This window comes from Acidobacteriota bacterium (assembly GCA_026393675.1).
Classification (GTDB): Bacteria; Acidobacteriota; Vicinamibacteria; order Vicinamibacterales; family JAKQTR01; genus JBAXOX01.
In genome coordinates this window covers 91,471-112,493 of sequence record JAPKZQ010000015.1, presented here as the reverse complement: position 1 = coordinate 112,493, position 21,023 = coordinate 91,471, and the positions used below count along the sequence as shown (strand labels likewise).

Sequence of the window (21,023 nt, the reverse complement as noted above, 5' to 3'; positions counted from 1 at the left end):
GCGGCCATCACTTCCTGGAGACATTGATGTAATACAGATCGGTCGCCACGTCGAACTCCACTATCTTCATCCCCAGGGCGATGGTCTTCCACTCCGTGGTGGGCTCGATGAGCTGCCACGCGTCCTTCCTGCCGACTTTCACCGGCATCGCGAACGCCTTCTCGTCGACTTTCCACCGATACGACACCTTGCCAGCGCTCTCCTCAAATTGCAACTCCAGTGTCGGCAGATCGGTGCGCCGGAGGTACTGGTCGAAGATCGGCGTCAGGTCCCTGCCGGTGTTCTTGTTGAAGAACGCCACCACGTCACCGGTAGTGATGTTCTGGTACTTGAAGCGTCCGTAGAACTCGCGCATCAGCTTCCACCATCGCCCATCGTCATTAACGATGCTGCGGAGCGTGTTGATGAAGAGCGCGCCCTTGAAATACATGTCCTGCGACGGCGTCCTGTTGATGCCGCACGCCGTGATGATCGGCTCGCGGTTTTTGACCTTCGTCTTGTAGCCATTCACGTACTTCAAGGCGTCCGCCTTGCCGAACATGTGCTCTACGTACACGCCTTCGAGGTACGTCGCCCACCCCTCATGGATCCATTCGTCGCACACGTCGGCTGCCGTGATGCTGTTGCCAAACCACTCGTGCGCGCTCTCGTGGATGATGATGAAGTCGAATCTCGTGCTGATGCCGACGCCCGTCCAGTCGCGCTCGAGATATCCATTGGCGAAACGGTTGCCGTAGGTGACGGCGCTCTGATGCTCCATCCCTGAGTAGGGCACCTGGATCAGCTTGTAACCGTCCTTGGGGAACGGATAGGGGCCGAAGTACTTCTGGAAGGCCTCCAGCATTCCCTTCGCCTGCGCGAACTGGCGCTTCGCCTTGTCCAGATCCTCGGGCAGCGCGTAGAAATCGAGCGGAAGCCCGCCGAGCGTGTCACTGAAGTGCACGTAGGCGCCGATGTTGAGCGACACGCTGTAGCTGTTGATCGGGTAATGAATCTGCCAGTCGTAGCGCGTGTAGCCATCTCCCAGGTCGGTCTTGCCCAGCAACTGCCCGTTGGACGCGTCGACCAGATCGGTCGGCACCGACACGCTCAGGCGCATGTTCTCCACTTCGTCGCGCTGCTGATCCTTGTTGGGCCACCAGACGCTCGCGCCAGGGCCCTGGCACGAGGTGGTGATCCAATGACGGCCCGCCGGGTCCTTCCGGAACGTGAAGCCGCCGAATCGCCCGGTCTCGACTGGCGAACCGGAATAGTAGAACTCGACCGCGTACACACGGTTCTTCCTGAGCGTCTCCGGGAAGTCCACGAACACCGCGTTCAACTCGCGCTGGTACTTGAGCTCAACGTTGCCGAGCAGAATCTTGTCGACGTTCAGGTTCGCGAACAGATCGAGCTGGATGCGGGTATCGTCGCGGAGCATCCGGAACCGGATCGTGTTCTTCCCGCTGATGAATTTCTTCTCTGGATCGACGCGCACGTCCAGGTTGTACGACAGCAGGTCGTTGTTGGCGCGATACGGCCCATATTCGCCCCGGAGGATGTCGGATCGCGTCGGTGCGGCAGGTTGCGGCGGCGTCTGTGGTGATGGCGGCGCCTGCGCTTGTGCCTGCCCCTGCATCTGGTATTCCTTTGGCGGCTCGGTGCCGTGAAGCCACCTGACGAAGTAATCCCACCGGCGTCGCATCATGTATGCCGACGCACTGCCGTACCCGTGGTTCTGGTTTGGCAGCATCAGCAGATCGAAGTCCTTGTTCGCCTTGATGAGCGCATCTGCGATGAGCATCGTCTGGTACGGCGGCACGTTGGTATCCATCGTGCCGTGCGCCAGCAGCAGGTGCCCCTTGAGGCTTTTCGCGAAGTTCTGGTTCGCCTCGGCGTCGTAGTTGTCGGTGCCGTCTGGGTTGTGCACGACGAGCCCCTGATAGCGCTCGCCCCAGTCGTCTTCGTTCAACCGCTGGTCGTGATTGCCCGACTCCGCGATGCCCACTTTGAAGAAGTCCGGGAACCGGAACATCGCCGTGGTCGTGGCGAATCCGCCGCCGGAATGCCCCCAGATCCCGGCCCGGTCGAGATCGATCCACGGGTACTTCTGCGCGAGCTGCGTCATGCCGGCAATCTGGTCCGGAATCGTGTTGTCGCGCCCCATCGCGCCGTAATACGCATCCTGAAACGCCTTGGATCGGCCCGGCGTGCCCATTCCATCAATGGTGACGACAATGAAGCCGAGTTCGGCGAGGGCCTGCCGGTCGCCTCTGGCGGCGGCAAAGGCGCGACTGCCCGTGCTGCCGGTCTGCGGCCCGGGATAGACGTTGTTGACGATCGGGTACTTCTTCGTGGGATCGAAATTGGTCGGGCGGAACATCAGGCCGTAGATGTCGGTCTTGCCGTCGTGCGCGGTCATCGTGATGGGGATCGGCGGCTTCCAGCCGGTGGCGAGCAGTCTGGAGATATCCGCTTTCTCGACCGGCATGACGGGCTTGCCGTCGCCATCGCGCAGTGTCACCGCCGGTTCGCGTTCGGGCGTCGACATTGTATCGATCAAGTAGCGGCCCGATGGCGACAGCTGGACGGAATGGTCTCCAGAGTCCGGAGTGAGCGCGGTGTCATTGGTCCCGTCCAGACCGATGCGGTACACATGCCTGAAGTACGGGTCCTCCCCTTTGTCGCGTCCTTGCGCGACGAACCAGACGATTCTGGCCTTCTCGTCGATCCTGAGCAGTTGCATCACGGGGCCTTCGCCCCGCGTGATCTGGTGCTTCAGCGCGCCTGTCGTCAGGTCGTAGAGATAAAGGTGTCCCCAGTTGTCACGCTCGGAATACCAGATCACTTCCCTGCTGGCCCAGAGCACGTGCCATCCCGCCCGTGCCTCGTGCTGCGTCTTGACCGTCTCGTCGAACACCGTGCGCACCGCGCCGGTTGCGACATCGGCCACACGCACGACCGCCTGCTTGTGATCGCGTGACACCGACGCGAAGGCCAGTTGCGAGGCGTCCGGGCTCCACTGCATGTCGCGCAGCGAGAGGTCGTCGCCGAGGGTGGCGCGATGATAGTCGGGCGGCATCTGGAAGCGCGTAACCTTTCCCGAGTCCACGTCGATGATCACCCGGTGGATCATGGCCATCACGGGATCGCCGGGCAGCGGGAACTTCGAGACGCGCAGCGTCGGGTGACCGACCGGATTGGTGGGCGTGTTGACGAGGTACATCTCACCGACCTCGCGCTCGTCCTGCTGGAAGGTGGCGACCTTCGTCGAGTCGGGAGACCACAGCACGACCGCGCGATCGCTGCTGCTCCAGCCGGCGTTGTCGGTGGCGTAGCCGAAGTACTTCACGCCGTCGGTGGTGAGCTGGCGCTCCTGGCCGGTCGCCACGTCGCGCACCCACAGGTTCCAATCGCGGATGAAGACTGCCCGCTTCCCGTCCGGCGATGCCACTGCGTTGTTGGCTGCGCTGCCCGTGCCGCCGCGGCCTCCGCGACCACCTGCACCTCTTCCTCCACCACCAACCCCCCGTCCTGTCGTGGCGGCTCCCGTCGCGCTGCAGGCCGTGCCCATCACGTCGCACGACCAGCGGCGCGCATCCACGTTGAACGAGATGGTCTTGCCATCCTCTGAGAGTTCAAGCGAGTCCAACGCCAGACGCTGCGGGTCGTACTTGCCGCCGGCCGCGGTCGACAGTGCCGCAGCCACCTTTGCATGGTCAAACAACGGCGTCCGCGTCCGGTTCGCCGGATCCACCAGCACGTACTCGAATCCGGTTGCCGTGGTGCTCCGGTACCAGAACCGCTCGGCGGGCAGCCATGTGGCCGCGACGGTTCCCCCTATCACGAGTGGGTTGACGGAGGGTCCGAGGAACTTCTCGGCGCGCGCGTAGTCGGCGGCCGTGATCTGCCGCTGCGCCGCTGGCCCGGCCGGCTGCGCCATCCCCGGCGCGACAGCAACACATCCACAAAACAGGACAACAAGCGCGGGCACAAGCCTTCGATGAGCAGGTGATGACATGGACGATCTCCCCAATTTGGCCCCGCCATCATACCCGTGTTTTCGGGGTCGAAATGCAGGGAAGCCGACAAACCGGCTTGCAGTTGAGGCCGCTCGACGATAGGGTACCGCGCAGGGGGAATGACGATGATGCGTAAGGTAGCGACTCTGCTTGTTGTCGTGGTGCTCGCAAGCCAGGCCGTCCTGGTGGCGGCGTCCCGGGCGTTGCCCACGCCGGAGTCGGTCCTGGGATTCAAACCCGGTGCCGACAACAAACTGGCAACCTACGACCAGGCCATCAGCTACCTGAAGAAACTCGCCGCAGCCAGCTCGTCAATCAGGCTCGTGGAGGCCGGAAAGACGACGAATGGGCGCGTCATGTATTTCGCCCTCATCTCGAACCCGAAGAATCTCGACAAAGTAGATCGGTACCGCGAGATCGCCCAGCGCCTCGCGCATCCCCAGGGTCTCTCCGAAGATGATGCACGCCGGTTCGCGCGCGAAGGCAAGGCGTTCGTGCACCTCGATGGCGGCTGTCACGCCACCGAAGTGGCTGGCGCGCAGATGACGCTGCAGCTCGCCTACGACCTCGTCAACCGCGCGGCCGATCCCGCCATCAAGGAAATCCTCGACAACGACATCGTCATGTTGTGGCCGACGATGAACCCCGACGGCCAGCAGATGGTGGGCGAGTGGCTCGCGAAGAACGCAGGGACGCCCTATGAACAGTCGGGCCTGCCCCGCCTGTATCAGGAGTATGTCGGTCACGACAACAACCGCGACGCGTACATGCTGAACATGATCGAGTCGCGCGTGATGGAACACTTTTGGCGCCAGTGGGAGCCGAACATCATTTATGTGTTCCACCAGTCGGCGCCGTTCCCGACGCGCATCTGGCTGCCGCCCTTCTCCGAGCCGGTCGGCCTCGACGCACCGTATCTCGTGTCGCGCGAGATCAACATGATTGGCATGGCTATCGCGAAAAGCCTCGAGGAACGGGGACAGGTCGGCGCCACACACATGGGCATCGCCTTTGACGCATGGTACCCGGGTTACGTCGACTACGCGCCGGCGTTCAAGAACATCCCGGCGTTCTGGACCGAGACGGCAGGCAACATGGCCGCGCCTCGCGAGTACACCCTCAACGATCTTCCCGAGAGCTATCGCGACCTGAGACCGCAGAGCCTCTACTCGAGCCCGTGGCCGGGCGGGTGGTGGCGATTGGGTGATGCGGTGGCCTACAACGAGACGGCGGCGATCTCGACGCTCGAGTTCGCGGCCAAGTACCGGGAATCGCTGCTCTACAACCGCTACCAGGCGGGCCGGGATCAGATTGCCGCGGGCAGAAAGACAGCGCCGTACGCCTACATGATTCCGCAGGATCAGCGCGACCCCGTCGCGGCAGTCGAGATGCTCCGTCGCCTCGCCTTCGGCGGCGTGCGCGTGTCGCAACTGACGGCACCGGTCACGCTTGACAAGGTCACCTATGCGACCGGCACATGGGTGGTGCCGACCGATCAGGAATTCGGCGCGATGGCGCGCGAATTGTTCAATGCGCAGAAGTACCCGGACTTGCGCCAGTACCCGGGCGGCCCGCCCCTCAGGCCCTACGACGCGGCCGGTTGGACGCTGCCGTTGCAGATGGGCGTGAAGATCACCACGGTTGCCAGCCCACTCACAGACGAGATGCGCGGGAAGATGAAGGTGCTTGGCGCGATGCCGACGCCGACGGCCAGACCCACGCCGTACAACATGACAACCTCCGCCGACCCGGCGCCGTTTGACAGCGTGCCGGGCATCGGGTTCGATTCGAATTCCGCAGCCGCAGCCATTGTTCCGCCGGCAGGCAGAACGTCTGGCAGCGGCCCGGCACTTGCCGTGGATCCCGCGCAGAACAACGCCTTTCGAGCCATCACGCGCGCCTGGAAGCTCGGCGCCAGCGTCCAGTTCGCCGCCGGCGCCCCGGGGGCTGGTGCGCGTTACATCATCACCGGACTTTCCGATGCCGCCCAATCCGACCTGGTCAAGTCGCTCGCGCTGGTCGCCGAACGCACGGCAGCCTCAGGCGTGGCGTTGAAGAAGCCGCGCATCGGGCTCTATCAGCCGTGGGCCGGCAGCATGGACGAAGGGTGGACACGGTGGCTCCTCGAGCAGTACGGCTTCGAATTCGTCAGCCTCCATCCGGAGGACTTCCACGCGCCGCTTCGCGACAAGGTCGACAGCATCATCCTCGCTGACGATGCGCGGATCCCGGTTGAGGGCGGCGGCCAGACCGGCGCGCGCGGAGAGGCCGGAGCAGCCGCGCCAGCAGCGGGCGGTGGGCAGGGTGGCGGCCGCGGCCAGGGCGGGCGCGGCGGCGGGTCGGGCCGGGCGGTGCGTCCCGAGTACGCCTACGCTCTGACGCAGGCCGACCTGCAGTCATTCGAGACGTTCGTCCGAGACGGCGGCACCGTGGTCTGCTTCAACTCGGCCTGCAGGTTCGCGATTCAGCAGTTCAAGCTGCCCGTGAAAAACGTCGTCGAGGGCCTGAAGCCCGAGGAGTTCTTCCTGCGTGGATCAATTGTCAACGTGAAGACCGACCCGACCCACCCGGTGATGGCCGGCATGGCCGAGACCTCTGCGGTGTTTGTCGACGGCAGCCCAGTGTACGAGCCCCAGGTTGGATTTAAGGGCACGATTCTCGCCAAGTACGCCGACACCGGGTCGCCGTTGCAGTCCGGCTACCTGATTGGCGAGAAGTACCTTCAGGGCAAAGCAGCGGCGCTCGACATTGAGCTCGACAAGGGGCACGTGGTGCTGCTCGGCTTCCGTCCCCAGTGGCGCGGCCAGCCGTTTGCGACGTTCCGCGTTGTCTTCAACTCGGCGATCTACGTGCGATAGGTCCACAGGCCGGCAACCGGCGCCGGAATAGGCAGTGCTAATCCGTCATTCGCGCGAACGCGGGAATCCACGGCTGGACCCCGGCTTTCGCCGGGGTGACGAGATCTTGCTCCATTCCGCAAGATGAGGCGCATAGATGATGCCCAGAAGCGCGGGTCGGGTGGAGAGGGCGCGTCAGAACATGATCACATGGTACTTGGGCACGTACCCGTTCTTCCTCGCGATGTCCTCGACCTGGCCGCGGATCTTCGACCAGTCGAAGCTGTAGGTGTACTGCTTGCCGAACAGGGTCGACTGCTCCTGGATGGTACCCTGCGTGGGGCTGCCGAAACCGGTCTTGTACGTGCCAGCCTTGAAGCCGAAACCCGCCTCGCTGTCGTCACTGCCACTGGACACGCCGAAGCCGCTTTCCTTCAGCATCTCGGAGTAGTTCAGCTCTTTCGATCCGTCGTCTGGCTTGCACTTAATCGTGTACGTCAGCTTCTTTTTCGACAGGAACGACTTGCGCTCGGCCACGACGATTTCGAGCTTGATGACGCCTTTCTTGTCGGTGACCTCGGCGTTAAGGCTCTGTCCCAGTGCGGCCAGATCGGTTGCGATGGACATGATGGTCCCTCCTCGTTGTGGTCAATTCTAACCCGGCGATTCAACCGAGCGCGCCCTAATCTGGTACGTATTGAACGGGGCCGGGGGCCCACCCCTTCTGCGACCGCTGAGCGGAAGGACGGTTCTCGGAGCGGCCCCTCGAACCAAGTCGATAGCGTCAGTCTGCAAAATGCGCCGTGAGGGCCAAGACAGGCACGGGGATAGGGGCCCCGATCGTGAGGTCGGCGACGTGTCCCGGCAAGGCGCGTTTTGCCGGCTTGCGTGAGCGGGGACGCGGAGGGAAACGTTCTCCCGCAGCCAATGTGAGAAAAGGGGCCAGGCCCCAATTCGTGTCTACGTCAGCAGTGCCGTCAGCAATTCCTCTGGCCGGTCGATGATCACGTCGTCGTCTCGAAGTGTCGCCACGTCAACGCGATCAAAACCGAATCCGTAACGCGCGATGCACAGTTGCACGCCGGCCGCACGGGCCGTGGCCACGTCGACGTCCGAATCGCCAACGAGCAAGGTCTGCGCCGCCGACGCTCCGTTCCGACCCATCAACCACCCGAGGCCTTCTGGATCCGGCTTGCGCGGAAGCGACCCGTCGCCGAACACGCAGTCGTGGAAGAACCGATCGAGACCCGTGTGGCTCATGATGCGGCGAGTGGCCTGCTCGGGCTTGTTGGTCAGTATCGCCAGTTGGTGAGAGCGGCTCACCGTTGTGAGAGTCTCGATCATCCCCGCGTATGGGATGGTGTGATCGAGCATCCGTCGATCGTAGATCTCAAGGAAGCGGCTGAGCGCGCCTGGCTGCGGGCCGGCGACGCCGGCCTGGGCGAGGATGCGTTCGACCAGCGTCTGCGCGCCCTCGCCAACCATCATGGTGACGGTCTGGTCGTCGAGCCGGCACCCGCCATACTCCGCCGAGAGATCGCTGGCCGACTCGGCCAGATCGCGGATGGAATCCACGAGCGTTCCGTCGAAATCAAAGACCAGCAGCATGGCAGAGGTTCCGGGCCTTACTCGCCGCTATAGGTGGCACACGACGTAGGCGTTTCCCAGACACGCACGGCCTCGACCGGGAAGCCCTGCGACCTCGCGTAGTCGTAGATGATCTTCGCGATGTGTTCGACGGTGGGATTGGCGTCCACGAGGAACAGCGGTTCGTTCTGCTCCTGCAGCGGTTTGACGAGCGGGTCGTCCCGGCGCAGGACCATCTTGTGATCGATATGCTCGTCGATCCAGGACTTCACGACGCGCTTGATGTCGCCGAAGTCGCAGACCATGCAGCGGCTGTCGAGTTGCCCGCTCCGCACTTCGATCTCGGCGGTCGCATTGTGGCCATGCGGATGCTTGCAGATCCCGTCGTAGTCGAGCAACCGGTGGCCGTAGCAGAAGTCGATGCGCTTGGTGACGGAGTACATAGGCCTATTCGTTGATGTGCACGACCTTCGCTGGCGGGAAGCCGTTGAACCAGGTCGCTGATGCGTTGCTGTATGCGCCGATGTCCTCGGAGTAGACCAGGTCGTCGAGCTGGAGTTCCGGAAGCGCCTCCGACTGCGAGATCGTGTCGAGACCATCGCACGTCTGCCCAAACACCGCACACACCTCGGTCGGGCCTTTCCTGAACGCCTTGAAGTGATACGGGCAGTGGTCGAAGATGAGCCCCGAAAACGTGTGATAGACGCTGTCGTCGATGTAGTAGCACGGCTTGCCGTCACGGACGGCCTTGCCGATGACCTTGGCGATCGAGATCACCGCCGTGGCCACGAAGAAGCGGCCCGGTTCGGCAATGATCTCCATCTCCTTGGGAAACAGCCTGTTGATCTCGGCGTTGATGATCCTCGCCAGCTGGCTGAACGGCTGGACGTGGCGGTTGTAGCGCACGGGAAATCCGCCGCCGATGTCGAGGATTTTCATGTCGAAGCCGCGCGAGAGCGCTTCGTGCCGCACCGCCGCCGACATGTTGAGCGCCTGGACGAAGTTCTCGAAGTTTGTGCACTGGCTGCCCACGTGGAAGCTCAGGCCTTCCACGACCAGCCCGGCGTTGTGTGCTTCTTCAATCAGGGCAACAGCCTCGCCCGGCTCGCAGCCGAACTTGGAGGACAACTCGACCATCGATCCAGTGTTCGGCACCCGGATGCGCAGCAGCAACCCGGCATGCGGCGCGAAATCGCGGACCTTGCCAATTTCGGTGCGGTTGTCGAAGGTGACGAGCGGTTTGTACTTGTCGAGCGCGTGCAGCGTGTCCTTCGGTTTGATGGGATTTGCGTAGACGATCTTGTCCCACACGAACGCCTGCCGCTCGGCGGCCGGCCGTTTCTTGATGAAGTCGTACACGAGCATGAACTCGGGAAACGACGCTACGTCAAAGCTCGCCCCGACGCGAAACAGCGTCCGCACGATCTCGGGCGCCGGATTCGCCTTGACAGCGAAGTACGCCTGCACGCGCGGCAGGTACTTCCTGAACTGCTCGTAGTTCTGCCGGAGGATATCGTGGTTGACCACGACGAGCGGCGTGCCGTGCTGCGCCGCCAGCGTCTTGAGTTGGGCAGGAGTCGTCTTGGCCATGGGCGTCAGCCGAGCACCGGATCTGTGCCGTCGAGCATTTTGACTTTATTGTGCGTGAAGTACTCCTTCGTCAGGGCCTTCAGCAGGCCCAGGCGCGCCTGGTACAGCCGGCGCAACTTCCGCTTCTTGTGCCTTGCCAGCGCGTAGTGCGTGAGGATTGGCATCGCGATGGTCGTGTCCGTATAGCACACGACGGCATCAGGCAACCGGTCCGGATCCACCTTGCCCCAGCTCACCGCCTCGCTCGGGGTCGCGCCGCTCAGTCCCCCGGTGTCGGGGCGAGCGTCGGTCACCTGCAGGAAGAAGTCCTGGCCGAACTCCTTGATGCGGAGCACCTCCTGGATCTGTGGTTCGGTCTGCAGCATGAAGTTCTTCGGGCTGCCGCCGCCCCACAGCACCACGGCACTCCGGCCGCCGCCGCGTTTGGCCGCCAGCACGATTGCGGTCGTTTCGTTGACATCGATGGACGGGTTCAGCCGAAGTTTGTTGCCACGCAGCTCCACGCCCGCAACGTTCATGCCGATAGTCGAGTCGCCCGGCGACGAGGTGTAGCACGGCACGCCAGCGCGGTACGCGGCCGCCAGCACCGACACGTCCTTGAGGCCAGCCTTGCGCTCCCACTCGGCGGCGTACTTGCCCAGCAGATGGTGCAACTCGCCGGTGCCCATCTCCTTCTGGAATTCGGACTGGACCAGGATGTTACGCAGCGTCTCGTCGGTGGCCATCAGGCAGTCGCTATAGCCCATCAACACGTCGTAGACGCGGACGATGTCGTTGTCGCGCAGTTCGGTGTCGTCCATCGTGAAGCTGCCCATCCGGATGGGATAGTTCAGCGCGAAGTGCAGGTCGTGATAGAGAATCGCGCCGGTGGCGACAATCCAGTCCACGAATCCCGCCTTGATGAGCGGCACTATGGACGAGCATCCCAGGCCGGCGGGTGTCAGCGCCCCGGACAGGCTCATGCCGATAGTGACATCCGGCTCGAGCATCTTCTCGGTAAACAACTGGCAGGCTTCACGCAGCCGGCCCGAGTTGTACGCCAGAAACGCATCGTCGACGATGTCTTCCAGCTTCTCTTTGCCGGTGAGGTTCTTCGGAAGCACGCGCTTGCCGGACATGAACTTGTGCCGATTGGGACAGGATTTCTTCTTCATCCAGTCCGGCATTTCGGACAGGTCCTTGCGATATCGGCTCTGCGCGGTCGGTGTCTTGGCCATGTGAGTAAATCGCTCCGGTCTAACGAGGTGAATCTCAGCATTATAGCGAAAAGGGGCGCCCACTCGGGCGCCCCTGGCCTGCCTCTCAACGCCGGCGGCAACCGTCTCTACCAGCTCTTCAGACTGATCGATCCGGAGCCGCTCCGCAGTTTCAGGATCTTTCCGCCGCCACCGATCGTGCCTCGCACCGATTTGCGGTCGTGCTTCTCTCCCTCGGCGCGTTGGTCGGTCTGGCCCGCGAGTTTGTCGATGCGCACACCGCCGTCACCGCTCTCGGCGTCAACGTTCGCGCCGAACCCGTCCGGGACGCGCACCTTGATCGAGCCGTCGCCGGTGGTCGCGACCCAGTCGGCGTCCATCGCGCTGCCCTTTTGCGCCGTCAGCTTGATCGAGCCGTCGCCCGAATCGGCGCGCACGGCGCGGAGTGTGCCCTCGATGGTGATGCTGCCATCGCGCGTCTCGACATCCACGTGCCCGTCAATCTCGGCGGCCTGGATCGAACCGTCGCCGGTGCGCACGAACAGGTCACCCTTCGCCTCCGTGACATGCACGCTGCCGTCGCCGGTGTGAATATTGATCTTTCCGTTGACGCGCTTGATGGTCACCGAACCGTCGCCACTGTCCAGCTTTAGGACGGACTGCATTGGCACCGACACCACCAGGCTGGCGCTCGGCGACTGGCCGAACGTGATGTGGGTAGTGGACGCGATTTTCGGGATGTCAACGGTGATCGTGTTGCCGGTTTGCGTGGCCTTCACCAGGATTTTGTCTACCGCCGCCTGGTTGTTGCCGCGCTTCTCGATTTCGACCAGCACCTCCGGCTTGTCCCAGCCCCGGACCTCGATGGAACCGTCAAAGGTCGTCAACTCGACCTGCGGCGTCCCTGTGACGGTGAACTTCTTTTCTTCCCGTGTGCTGAACTGGGCCGCGCCCACCGTGATGTCGCAGCCTGCCAGCGTCGCTGCCAGGGCAGCAAGGCTCACCGCGTTGACCGTTCGCCGGAGACTCCACGTGCGCATACATTGTCCCTCCGGGAAATAGGACGGATTCCGAGCGGGCGAAGTTCAGTGGCGACAGACCCTTCGACTCAGTTAGGTGGGGCACGACGGGGAAGTGTCAACCAGAGCACGGCCCGCGACATCAAGCCTGCCGTCACGCCCCAGAAGTGAGCTCAGGGTAGAGGCAGGGCTGGCCGGCGATGTAGGTTTCAACCACAGTCAACTTCGGACTGAGCACGACAAGGTCGGCCACCGCGCCCGCCACGATGACGCCGTGCCCGGTAAGCCCCAGTTCGCGTGCGGGTGTGGTGGCGCAGAGCGTAGCGGCGTCGACAAGCCCGAGTCCGCCGACGCCCGTCAACACCCGGAACACGCGGTCCATCGTGGCCGTGCTGCCGGCCAGGGTGTTGTCTTCAAGAAAAGCGCCCTGTTCGCGGACGTCGATGGCGCGTCCTCCAAGCCTGGCGCGCGTGCCGGGTGGAAGGCCGGCACCGGCGCTGCCATCGGTGATAGCCATGATCCGGTCGGCGCCCTTCGCGGCAATCGCCATTCTCAACATCCCGGGATGCACGTGATAGCCGTCGCACACGATCTCGGCCGCGACCTCCGGTGCTTGCAGAACGGCTCCGGCAAGACCGGGCTCGCGGTGGCCGACCGGCGGCATCCGGTTGAACAGGTGCGTGGCCTGGCGTGCCCCTGCGCGGATGGCGTCAATGGCGATGTCGAATGTGGCGGCTGAGTGGCCGAGCGACACGATGCGTCCGGATGCCACCAGACGCCGGATGAGCGCCATCGCCTCATCTAGTTCCGGCGCCAACGTGACGATGCCCACGTCCGGACCCGCCTCGTCTATGACGCGCAGGATGTCGGCGCCGGAGAACTCCTCATCGCGCCTTGATCGGTGATCGTCGCCACCCGCCGCGAGCGCCGAGGCGGGCGTCCTGAGGCACGAGATCGGCTGGGCGCCCTTGTAGTCGGGGTTGATGAAGTTGCTCTCGAGGTGCGCGGGCAGCACGCGCGCCGAGCGGGCCGCCGGCGCTTCACGACACGCGCGCACGCCGTCCACCACCATGCGAAGCTCTGCAGGCGGACACGCCACGGTCGTGGGCGAGAAGGCCGTCACGCCGTATTTCGGCATCCGCGCGGCCAGATCCCGCACCGCGTTCGGCCCATCGAGCGAGTCGATCCCCTCGACACCGTGCACGTGCACGTCAATGAAACCGGGAACCACGGTAAGGCCCTGCAGATCGACGTGCGCAACATCGGACGCGGTCGGCACAACACGAGAGACGATGTCGGCGATCCGGCCGTTTTCGATGATGATGGTGCCCCCGGCGATCACGCGGTCGGGAAGCACAATGTCGGCGCCGGCAAGAACCAGTGTCTGCGTCATGCGAGTGTCAGGTCGCGGGAACAGGCGTCCCATTCGCGCCGGGCTTCTGGCGGCTGGCCTGCGGCCGGCAGACCGCCCGGACAACCGAGGTCAGCTTAGCACTGAATCCGTTCTTGACACCGGCGGCTGACGGAGCGAGGGTACCATCATGAACAGCTTCTGGCAGTCGTGGGGTCTCTATGCCGTGCTCGTCGTCGCCGGGCTTCTGGTGATCGGAATCTGGATCGTCTGGCTCAAGGGCAAACCGTTCGCGGCAGGCGACGTGTTCCGCGCCAGCCGCCTCAGCAGGGGCAACCGCCTGCTGCCGACCCAGGTGCTCATCACCACGTCGAACGTCGTCCACTACACGCCGCAGTGGTTCGGGAGGTACGAGCACTCGATTCACATCGCACATATCGCGTCGGTGGGCATCGACACCCACATCATCTTTTCTGATGTCTACATCGAGACCTCCGGCGGCGCCGCGCCGATTCACTGCAAGGGTCACTACAAGAAAGACGCCGTCAGGATGAAGGAACTGATCGAGGGCTACCAGACGGCGTATTTCGCGGGTGGCGGATCAAAACCTGCTCCGTCGCCAGCGGCCCCAGGGGGCGCGATCCGAAGCTAGAAGATTCCCATGCGGAGTACGTTCACGGAACGGCGCGTGCTGGCGGGCCTGGTTGGCGCCGGCGTCATCGGCGCTGGTTTCTGGCTCGTCCGCGGCACGTCGGTGCCCGCCTGGGTCGCCTTCCTGCTGGCATGCCTCGCTGCGGGCGCTGTGGCTCTCGCGTATCACCTCCACGTGAGGGGCCGGACGGCACTTGCCGACACGCAGCGCCAGCATCAGCGGGCCTCGGACACCTGGCTGGCCACAGTCGAAGCCCTCGCGCGGGCGATTGAAGCGAGGGCACGCTCGTCGCGCACCGACATCCGCCGCGAACAGGCGTACGCGGTCGAGATGGCGAAGGCATTTGGCATACCGGCCCAGGAGGTCGAAGGCGTCCGGATGGCGGCGCTGCTGCACGATGTCGGCAAGCTCGGTGTGCCCGACCACATCCTGACGAAGAAGGGACCGCTCACGCCCGAGGAAATCGGCAAGGTCCGCATCCATTCGCAGCTTGGCGCCGACATCATTGCGCACGTGCCGTTTCCCTATCCTGTCGCCTCGCTCGTGCTTTGCCACCATGAACGGTGGGACGGATCGGGCTACCCCGCGGGCCTCAGTGGCAGCGACATTCCGCTCGGCGCGCGCATTCTATCGGTGGTCGATCACTTCGTGTCGCTGACCTCGGATCGCCCATTCCGCAAGGCGGTCTCGCGCGGCGACGCGATCGAGGCGTTGTGGCGGGAAGCCGGGGGCGCGCTCGATCCGGTGGTCGTGGCGCGCTTTGTCGAACTGCTGCCGTCGCTCGATGCCGCGTTCGAGACGGCCGCGCCGGCGGGCATGCGACTGCACGCCACTGGAGCCACACGCGAGCATCCGCATCACGCCGGGATCTCCGAATCCCATGCGTCTGTCTTTGACGAGATCGCGCTGGCGCAAAAGGAACTGTACGCGTTGTACGAGGTCGCGCAGGGACTGGGAACCAGCCTCGGCGTGGCCGATTCGATGGGTGTCGTTGCCGGAAAGCTCCGCGATCTCGTGCCGTTCGCCAGTTGCGCGCTCTTCCTGTACGATACGGCCGAAGGCGTGGCCCGCTGCCGGTTTGCGATCGGCACGGGTGCCGCGCACCTGCGGCAGATGGAGCTGCGCGTCGGCTCGGGATTGATTGGCCGCGTAATCGCGACACGCGAGTGCCGCGTCAATGAGGATCCGGGCGACGACTTCCTCTCGATTGGCGTGCCGGCCGACGGCCAGGTCCTGAAATCGGCGCTCGTCTGCCCGCTCATCGTGGCCGAGCGCATGATTGGTGCCCTGGCGATGTACCACACCGAGCCGCGGTTCTTCACCGAGGACCACCACCGTCTCGCGCTGCGCGTGACGGCGCAGGTGTCGGCGGTGATCCACAACTCGGTGCTCTTCGAACGGACGCACGAGGAAGCGGTCACCGACCAGTTGACCGGGCTTCCGAATAATCGCTTTCTAATCCTGCATCTCACGCGCGAGCTGGCCCGAGCGCGGCGACTGACCTCGTCGGTCGCCGTGCTGCTGCTGGACCTGGACAACCTCAAAGACATCAACGACAGCTACGGGCATCCGGCCGGTGACCGCGCACTGCGCGAAGTGGCGTCGGTCCTGCGCCGCGCCATCCGTCCGTACGACGTCGTCTCTCGATACGGCGGCGACGAGTTTATCGTGCTGCTGTCAGATTGCGGCATCGAGGACGCCGAGGCCAAACGCGTGGAGCTTCAGCAGGTGGTCGACGCGTTGCCATTTGTCGTGCGCGGCACGCAGCGGGTGCGCCTGGCCGTCAGCATCGGCGCCGCCGTGTTTCCCAGAGATGGCGGCACGTACGAGGCGTTGCTGGCCGTGGCGGATCAGCAGATGTACCGGGACAAGAGCCAGCGCAAGCGCCTCACGCCGGCACCAACCGGCATCCCGACCGCGTTCGAGAGCGGGTCCATCGCGGACGTGGACCTGCGGAGGGCGGCGGAAGGCGTGCTATAGGTGAGGGCGTCGCGGGACGTTCTACAATCCCATCATGTGGAAGCCGGCATCCACCATCAGCACTTCGCCGGTAATGGCTGCGCTTTCTGGTCCCAGCAGAAAACGACCCGTCTGGCCGACTTCGTCCAGCTCGATGTTCCGGCGCAGCGGTGCCCGATCGCGGTAGACCTGCAGGATGCTCGTGAAGCCGGAGATCCCCGACGAGGCCAGCGTGCGGATCGGCCCGGCCGAGATCGCATTGACCCGGATGTTGCGCGGACCCAGGTCGGCGGCCAGGTAGCGCACGGACGCTTCGAGCGCGGCCTTGGCCACGCCCATGACGTTGTAGTTCGGAAACACGCGCTCACTGCCCAGGTAAGTCAGGGTGAGCATGCTGCCTCCGCCGCGCGCCGCCATCAACGGCGCGGCGCCTCGCGCGAGCGCGATGAGCGAATAGGCGCTGACATCGAGCGCGATGCGGAAGCCTTCGCGACTGGTCTCCACAAACGGCCGCGACAATTCCTCGCGCGGGGCGAACGCCGTGCCATGGAGCAGGAAGTCGAGTCCGCCGAACTCCTTGCCGATGGTCGTGTAGACGTCGGTGATCTGCGCGTCGGATGTCACGTCGCACTGCAGGAGCAGCGGGCTGTTCAACTCCGCCGCCAGTTCCTCGACGGTCTCGGCAAATCGTTCTCCCTGGTACGCCAACGCCAGCCGGGCACCATCCTGCGCGAGCGCCTTCGCGATGGACCACGCGATGGATCGTTTGTTGGCGATGCCGGTGATCAGGCCGAACGTGCCGGAAAGGTCGCTCATCGATGCGGGTGTCAGTTCTTCTTGCCGGTACGGCCGCCGAAGGAATGTCGGGACGAGCGATTGGGCCCTCCCCCTTGCGCGCCGCCCGGGCCCGGTCTGCCGCCTTGCGGCGAAAACCCGCCCCCTTGACGACCTCCGCCCGGCCGCGCGTGACCCGGCGCGGACTTGCCGCCACCGCCCGGCCGGTGCGGTCCGCCATGCCCCGCCCGAAACGACTTGCCGTGCCCACCAGCGCCTCGGCCGCCGGTGTTGTGCATCGTGAACTCGGGAATCCGCCGCTCGGGCACCTGACCCTCGATCCGCGGCAGCGTCGCCCGGATCAGTTGGCGATGAACCGGGCCGTCAACAGGCGCCGCGCCCGCAGGCTGCCCGTCGCCAGCCTCGGCGGGAGGTTCGGCCTGGCTCTTTCGGGCTTCGAGATCGCTCGATACGTCAGGCACGGCCACGATGACTGGCGGCGCGGCCGGCGTCACGACCATGCCGGCCGGGGGCAGCGGAGGTGGGCCGGCCGCGGGCTTCTTCTTCCGCGTCGGCGGCACCTTCGCCGCGCGATAGTCGTGTTCCGTGTCGCACGTCGCGCAGCGCACCTGGCGGATGTCGTCATCCACCATCGCCACGATTGCGTGATCGCTGACACGCCGCTCGCGCGGACAGTAGTCATCCACTAACTCACCAACTCGAAGCTTGCGCTTCACCATTAAAAGATCCCCCGGAAACTCGGGCGGGAAAGGGAGAGGCTGAAGGACGTCTGATTTTAGCAAAGCTACGAATAGAAGGGCAAATGCTACTGGAGCCAGGCGCGCAGTTCGGCGAGCGCGGCGGCAACCGCGACCGGGCTGGTTGATTGAGGCGTCTGCTTGGCGGCGACAGAGGCGCCGGCGGTGATGACGGCCGCGATATCCGGCGCGAAGTGCGGACTGAAGCGGCGCCACTCATCGTCGGTGAGTTCCGAAAAATCGCGCCCCTCGGCGACCAACTCCCGGACGATGGCCCCGACAGCCGCGTGGGCCTCGCGGAATGGCACCTCGTGCGCGACGAGATAGTCCGCGACGTCAGTCGCCAGCAGGAGGCCCGACGCGGCCGCCTCGGCGCGCGCAGCGTTCAGGCGTAATCCCGCCATCACGGCCGCCGCGACGTCAAGCGAGGGCGCGAGCGTGGCCTCGACCTCGAAGGCGGCTTCCTTGTCTTCCTGCAGGTCCCGGTTGTAGCCGCTCGGCAGGCCCTTCATGGTCGTGAGCCACCCCGACAATCGCCCGAGCACGCGGCCCGACTTGCCGCGCATCAGTTCCAGCGGATCGGGGTTCTTCTTCTGCGGCATGAGACTGCTGCCGGTCGCGAACCTGTCGGGCAAATCGAAGAACGCGAATTCCTCGGACGTGAAGATAATGATGTCTTCGGCCATCCGGCTCAGGTGCACCATCGTGAGCGAAGACGCGAAGAGGAAGCTCGCGACGAAGTCGCGGTCGGAAACGGCGTCGAGACTGTTGGTGACGATGCGCGAGAAGCCGAGCCGGTCGGCCAGTGCTCGCGTGTCGACGGCGTACGTCGTGCCGGCAATGGCGCCCGATCCCAGCGGCATCTCGTCGGTTTCGTGCAGCACCTGCTCAAAGCGCTGGCAATCGCGCCGGAAGGCCGCCGCATGCGCCAGAAAGAAGTGCGCGACCAGGATGGGCTGCGCCCGACGCAGATGCGTGTAGGACGGCATCGTGTGCAACGCCGACGCCTGCGCCTGATCAGCCAGCGCGGTGACGAGCCGGCGCAATCGATTGATGAGCAGTGGAATCCGCCGTTTGAAATAGAGTCGCAGATCGAGCGAGACCTGTTCATTGCGCGACCGGCCTGTGTGCAGGCGCCGACCGGCATCACCGATACGCTCGATCAGTTGACGTTCGACGAAGGCGTGGACGTCTTCGTCCGGGCCGGCCACAAGCGCCGGGTCGCGACGGCCCGTTTCGAGAATGTCTCGCAAGGCGCCATCAATCGCGAGGGCGGCGTCTGCTGACATGGCCCCGGCGTTGGCGAGCGCCTCGGCCCATGCCAGACTGCCGGTCACATCGTCTTCGAACAGGTGCCGATCAAACGACAGCGACACGCCGTACGAGAAGACGTCGGGATCGGGATCCGCGTCGAACCGGCCGGACCACAGGTGCGACATCAGACCGCTTTCGGCTGTTCCACGGCTCTGCCGGCGAGTCCCCACTTGCGGGAGACCGTCTCGACAGGCAGGCCATAGAGCTTGATAAAGCCCACTGCGGCGTTGTGATCGAACGTGTCGCCCTCGTCATAGGTCGCCAACCCGTGATCGTAGAGCGCAAAGGGCGACTGGCGGCCGACCACGCGGCAGGCACCCTTGAAGAGCTTGAGGCGAATCGTGCCAGTCACGCGCTGCTGGATCGTGGCCACGAACGCGTCGATGGCCTCGCGCACCGGCGAAAACCAGAGCCCGTTGTACACAAGGTCCGCGTACTTGAGCCCCAGATCCTGTTTGATCCGGGAGAGATCGCGCGGGCTTACGAAGTTCTCGAGCTCGCGGTGCGCCGAGTGCAGGACGACGGCGGCGGGAGCCTCGTAGATCTCACGCGACTTGATACCGACCAGCCGATTCTCGACCATGTCGATCCGACCCACGCCATGGGCGCCTGCGATGGTCGCGACACTGGCGATGATCTCCGTTAACGGCATCGACACGCCGTTGACCGCGACGGGCACGCCCTGCTCGAAGGTGAGTTCGATGTAGGCCGGCTCGTTGGGACACTCCGATGGGTCTTTCGTGAGCGTGTAGACATCGTCTGGCGGCTCCACCCACGGGTCCTCGAGCACGCCGCATTCAATCGACCGCCCCCAGAGGTTGGCGTCGGTGCTGTAGGGGCTGGCGACGGTCACCGGCACCGGAATCCCGCGCGTGCGAGCGTACTCGATCTCGTCGGGACGCGTCATGCCCCACTCGCGGGCCGGCGCGATCACGCGGATGCCGGGCTCGAGCGCACGCGCGGACACATCGAGGCGCACCTGGTCGTTGCCCTTGCCAGTGCAGCCGTGGGCGATGGATGCGGCGCCCTCGATACGGGCGATCTCGACGAGTTTCCGCGCGATGAGCGGCCGCCCGAGCGCGGTGGCGAGCGGGTAGCTGCCTTCGTAGACCGCACCGGCCTGCAGCGCCGGAAGGATGTACTGGTTGGCGAATTCCTCGCGCACATCGAGCACGTGAGCCCGCACGGCACCGGCGGCCAGCGCGCGCTCGCGGATCGATTCGAGTTCCTTGCCCTGCCCAAGATCCATCGTGACGCAGACGACCTCGGCGTTGTACTTGTCCGCCAGCCACGGGACAGCCACCGACGTGTCCAACCCGCCCGAATACGCCAAGACGACCCGTTCCTTCGCCATCACCCTCTCCCCTCTTTCACCGCCATTGCGCGACGTCGTTTCCTGGTCTTATCCCCGCGCCATCCGTTGGAGGCTCCCCGCAACGCTGGTGGCGGCACGGGTGTCCCGGCACACCAGCAACACCGTGTCCTCGCCCGCGATCGATCCGACGATGCCATCGAGCGCGGCGGCGTCGATGGCGGCGGCCAACGGCTGCGCCTGCGCGAGGTTGGTCTTGAGCACCACCAGTTGCATGGCGCGGTCCACGCCAATCAGGAACTCCGCGACGGCGTGCTGCAGACGCGCGGCGGCGAGACCCGGGTTGGCGATGTCGCTACCCGGGCGATGGTACGCCCCGTCGGCGGCGTTCTTGACCAGCCCCAGATCCTTGAGATCACGCGACAAGGTGGCCTGCGTGACGGAGAACCCGCTTCCGCGGAGTCTCTTCCGCAGGTCCTCCTGGCTTGAGATCGACCGATGATCGATCAGGGAGAGAATGGCGGCTTGTCGCTGTGTCTTCATGGCCATGCACCAAACAGTATAAATATACATTTTTATGCATAGCAACGCAACCAACAAGACCTCTATTGCGTGAATATTCTTGACTCCGCCAATCCGCAGACTGCATACTTATGCATTCAAGGACGCGTTG

The 21,023-nt window shown here is 64.5% G+C and carries 16 protein-coding genes and 1 pseudogene; 3 read left to right on the top strand and 14 right to left on the bottom strand.

Features of this window, described 5'->3' with window-relative positions:
- Positions 1-7: 7 nt before the first annotated feature.
- Together NT151_05180 and NT151_05175 are read right to left on the bottom strand one after the other, a co-directional pair.
- Complete coding sequence (locus tag NT151_05180; protein ID MCX6538314.1) at positions 8-1,618, bottom strand: M1 family metallopeptidase; 1,611 nt, start codon at positions 1,616-1,618, stop codon at positions 8-10.
- Positions 1,613-4,000, bottom strand: a pseudogene (locus NT151_05175) (DPP IV N-terminal domain-containing protein). Before NT151_05175 ends, NT151_05180 begins: the two are co-directional and overlap by 6 nt.
- 126 nt (positions 4,001-4,126) lie before the next feature.
- On the opposite strand from NT151_05175, the gene NT151_05170 reads away from it, so the two are divergent.
- On the top strand, positions 4,127-6,859 hold the full coding sequence (locus tag NT151_05170) for a M14 family metallopeptidase (GenBank protein MCX6538313.1): 2,733 nt from the start codon (positions 4,127-4,129) through the stop codon (positions 6,857-6,859).
- 174 nt (positions 6,860-7,033) lie between these two features.
- Here the strand turns inward: NT151_05170 and NT151_05165 are convergent, their stop codons facing one another.
- The 7 genes from NT151_05165 to nagA all read right to left on the bottom strand — a co-directional run bounded on the left by NT151_05165 (position 7,034) and on the right by nagA (position 13,623).
- Positions 7,034-7,465, bottom strand: coding sequence for a hypothetical protein (locus tag NT151_05165; GenBank protein MCX6538312.1), 432 nt, complete (start codon positions 7,463-7,465; stop codon positions 7,034-7,036).
- A gap of 333 nt (positions 7,466-7,798) precedes the next feature.
- On the bottom strand, positions 7,799-8,446 hold the full coding sequence (locus tag NT151_05160) for an HAD hydrolase-like protein (GenBank protein ID MCX6538311.1): 648 nt from the start codon (positions 8,444-8,446) through the stop codon (positions 7,799-7,801).
- Between the two features lie 17 nt (positions 8,447-8,463).
- On the bottom strand, positions 8,464-8,868 hold the full coding sequence (locus tag NT151_05155) for a 6-carboxytetrahydropterin synthase (GenBank protein ID MCX6538310.1): 405 nt from the start codon (positions 8,866-8,868) through the stop codon (positions 8,464-8,466).
- 4 nt (positions 8,869-8,872) lie between these two features.
- A complete protein-coding gene (locus tag NT151_05150) occupies positions 8,873-10,015 on the bottom strand; it encodes a type III PLP-dependent enzyme (protein ID MCX6538309.1) in 1,143 nt (380 codons plus the stop codon).
- A 5-nt stretch (positions 10,016-10,020) separates the two neighbouring features.
- Positions 10,021-11,232 carry a deoxyhypusine synthase gene (gene speY, locus NT151_05145; GenBank protein ID MCX6538308.1) on the bottom strand — a complete coding sequence of 404 codons (1,212 nt, stop codon included), beginning with the start codon at positions 11,230-11,232 and terminating at the stop codon, positions 10,021-10,023.
- Positions 11,233-11,339: 107 nt separating this feature from the next.
- On the bottom strand, positions 11,340-12,251 hold the full coding sequence (locus NT151_05140) for a DUF4097 family beta strand repeat-containing protein (protein ID MCX6538307.1): 912 nt from the start codon (positions 12,249-12,251) through the stop codon (positions 11,340-11,342).
- A gap of 133 nt (positions 12,252-12,384) precedes the next feature.
- Positions 12,385-13,623 carry an N-acetylglucosamine-6-phosphate deacetylase gene (gene nagA, locus NT151_05135; protein ID MCX6538306.1) on the bottom strand — a complete coding sequence of 413 codons (1,239 nt, stop codon included), beginning with the start codon at positions 13,621-13,623 and terminating at the stop codon, positions 12,385-12,387.
- Between the two features lie 148 nt (positions 13,624-13,771).
- Between nagA and NT151_05130 the strand changes: the two genes are divergently transcribed.
- The gene (locus NT151_05130) at positions 13,772-14,233 is read left to right on the top strand and encodes a hypothetical protein (GenBank protein ID MCX6538305.1); all 462 of its coding nucleotides are present in this window, start codon (positions 13,772-13,774) and stop codon (positions 14,231-14,233) included.
- A 9-nt stretch (positions 14,234-14,242) separates the two neighbouring features.
- Positions 14,243-16,213 carry a diguanylate cyclase gene (locus tag NT151_05125; GenBank protein MCX6538304.1) on the top strand — a complete coding sequence of 657 codons (1,971 nt, stop codon included), beginning with the start codon at positions 14,243-14,245 and terminating at the stop codon, positions 16,211-16,213.
- A 21-nt stretch (positions 16,214-16,234) separates the two neighbouring features.
- Here NT151_05125 and NT151_05120 read toward each other — a convergent pair whose 3' ends face one another.
- The 5 genes from NT151_05120 to NT151_05100 form a co-directional block, all read right to left on the bottom strand.
- Positions 16,235-17,008: an enoyl-ACP reductase gene (locus NT151_05120; GenBank protein ID MCX6538303.1), complete on the bottom strand. Its 774-nt coding sequence runs from the start codon at positions 17,006-17,008 to the stop codon at positions 16,235-16,237.
- Positions 17,009-17,019: 11 nt separating this feature from the next.
- Entirely contained in the window at positions 17,020-17,706 is a 687-nt protein-coding gene (locus NT151_05115) for a hypothetical protein (protein ID MCX6538302.1), read from the bottom strand.
- 86 nt (positions 17,707-17,792) lie between these two features.
- The gene (argH, locus tag NT151_05110) at positions 17,793-19,163 is read right to left on the bottom strand and encodes an argininosuccinate lyase (GenBank protein MCX6538301.1); all 1,371 of its coding nucleotides are present in this window, start codon (positions 19,161-19,163) and stop codon (positions 17,793-17,795) included.
- Entirely contained in the window at positions 19,163-20,392 is a 1,230-nt protein-coding gene (locus tag NT151_05105) for an argininosuccinate synthase (GenBank protein MCX6538300.1), read from the bottom strand. The genes argH and NT151_05105 overlap by 1 nt, the downstream gene beginning before the upstream one ends.
- 48 nt (positions 20,393-20,440) lie before the next feature.
- Entirely contained in the window at positions 20,441-20,893 is a 453-nt protein-coding gene (locus NT151_05100; GenBank protein MCX6538299.1) for an arginine repressor, read from the bottom strand.
- Between the last annotated feature and the right edge of the window lie 130 nt (positions 20,894-21,023).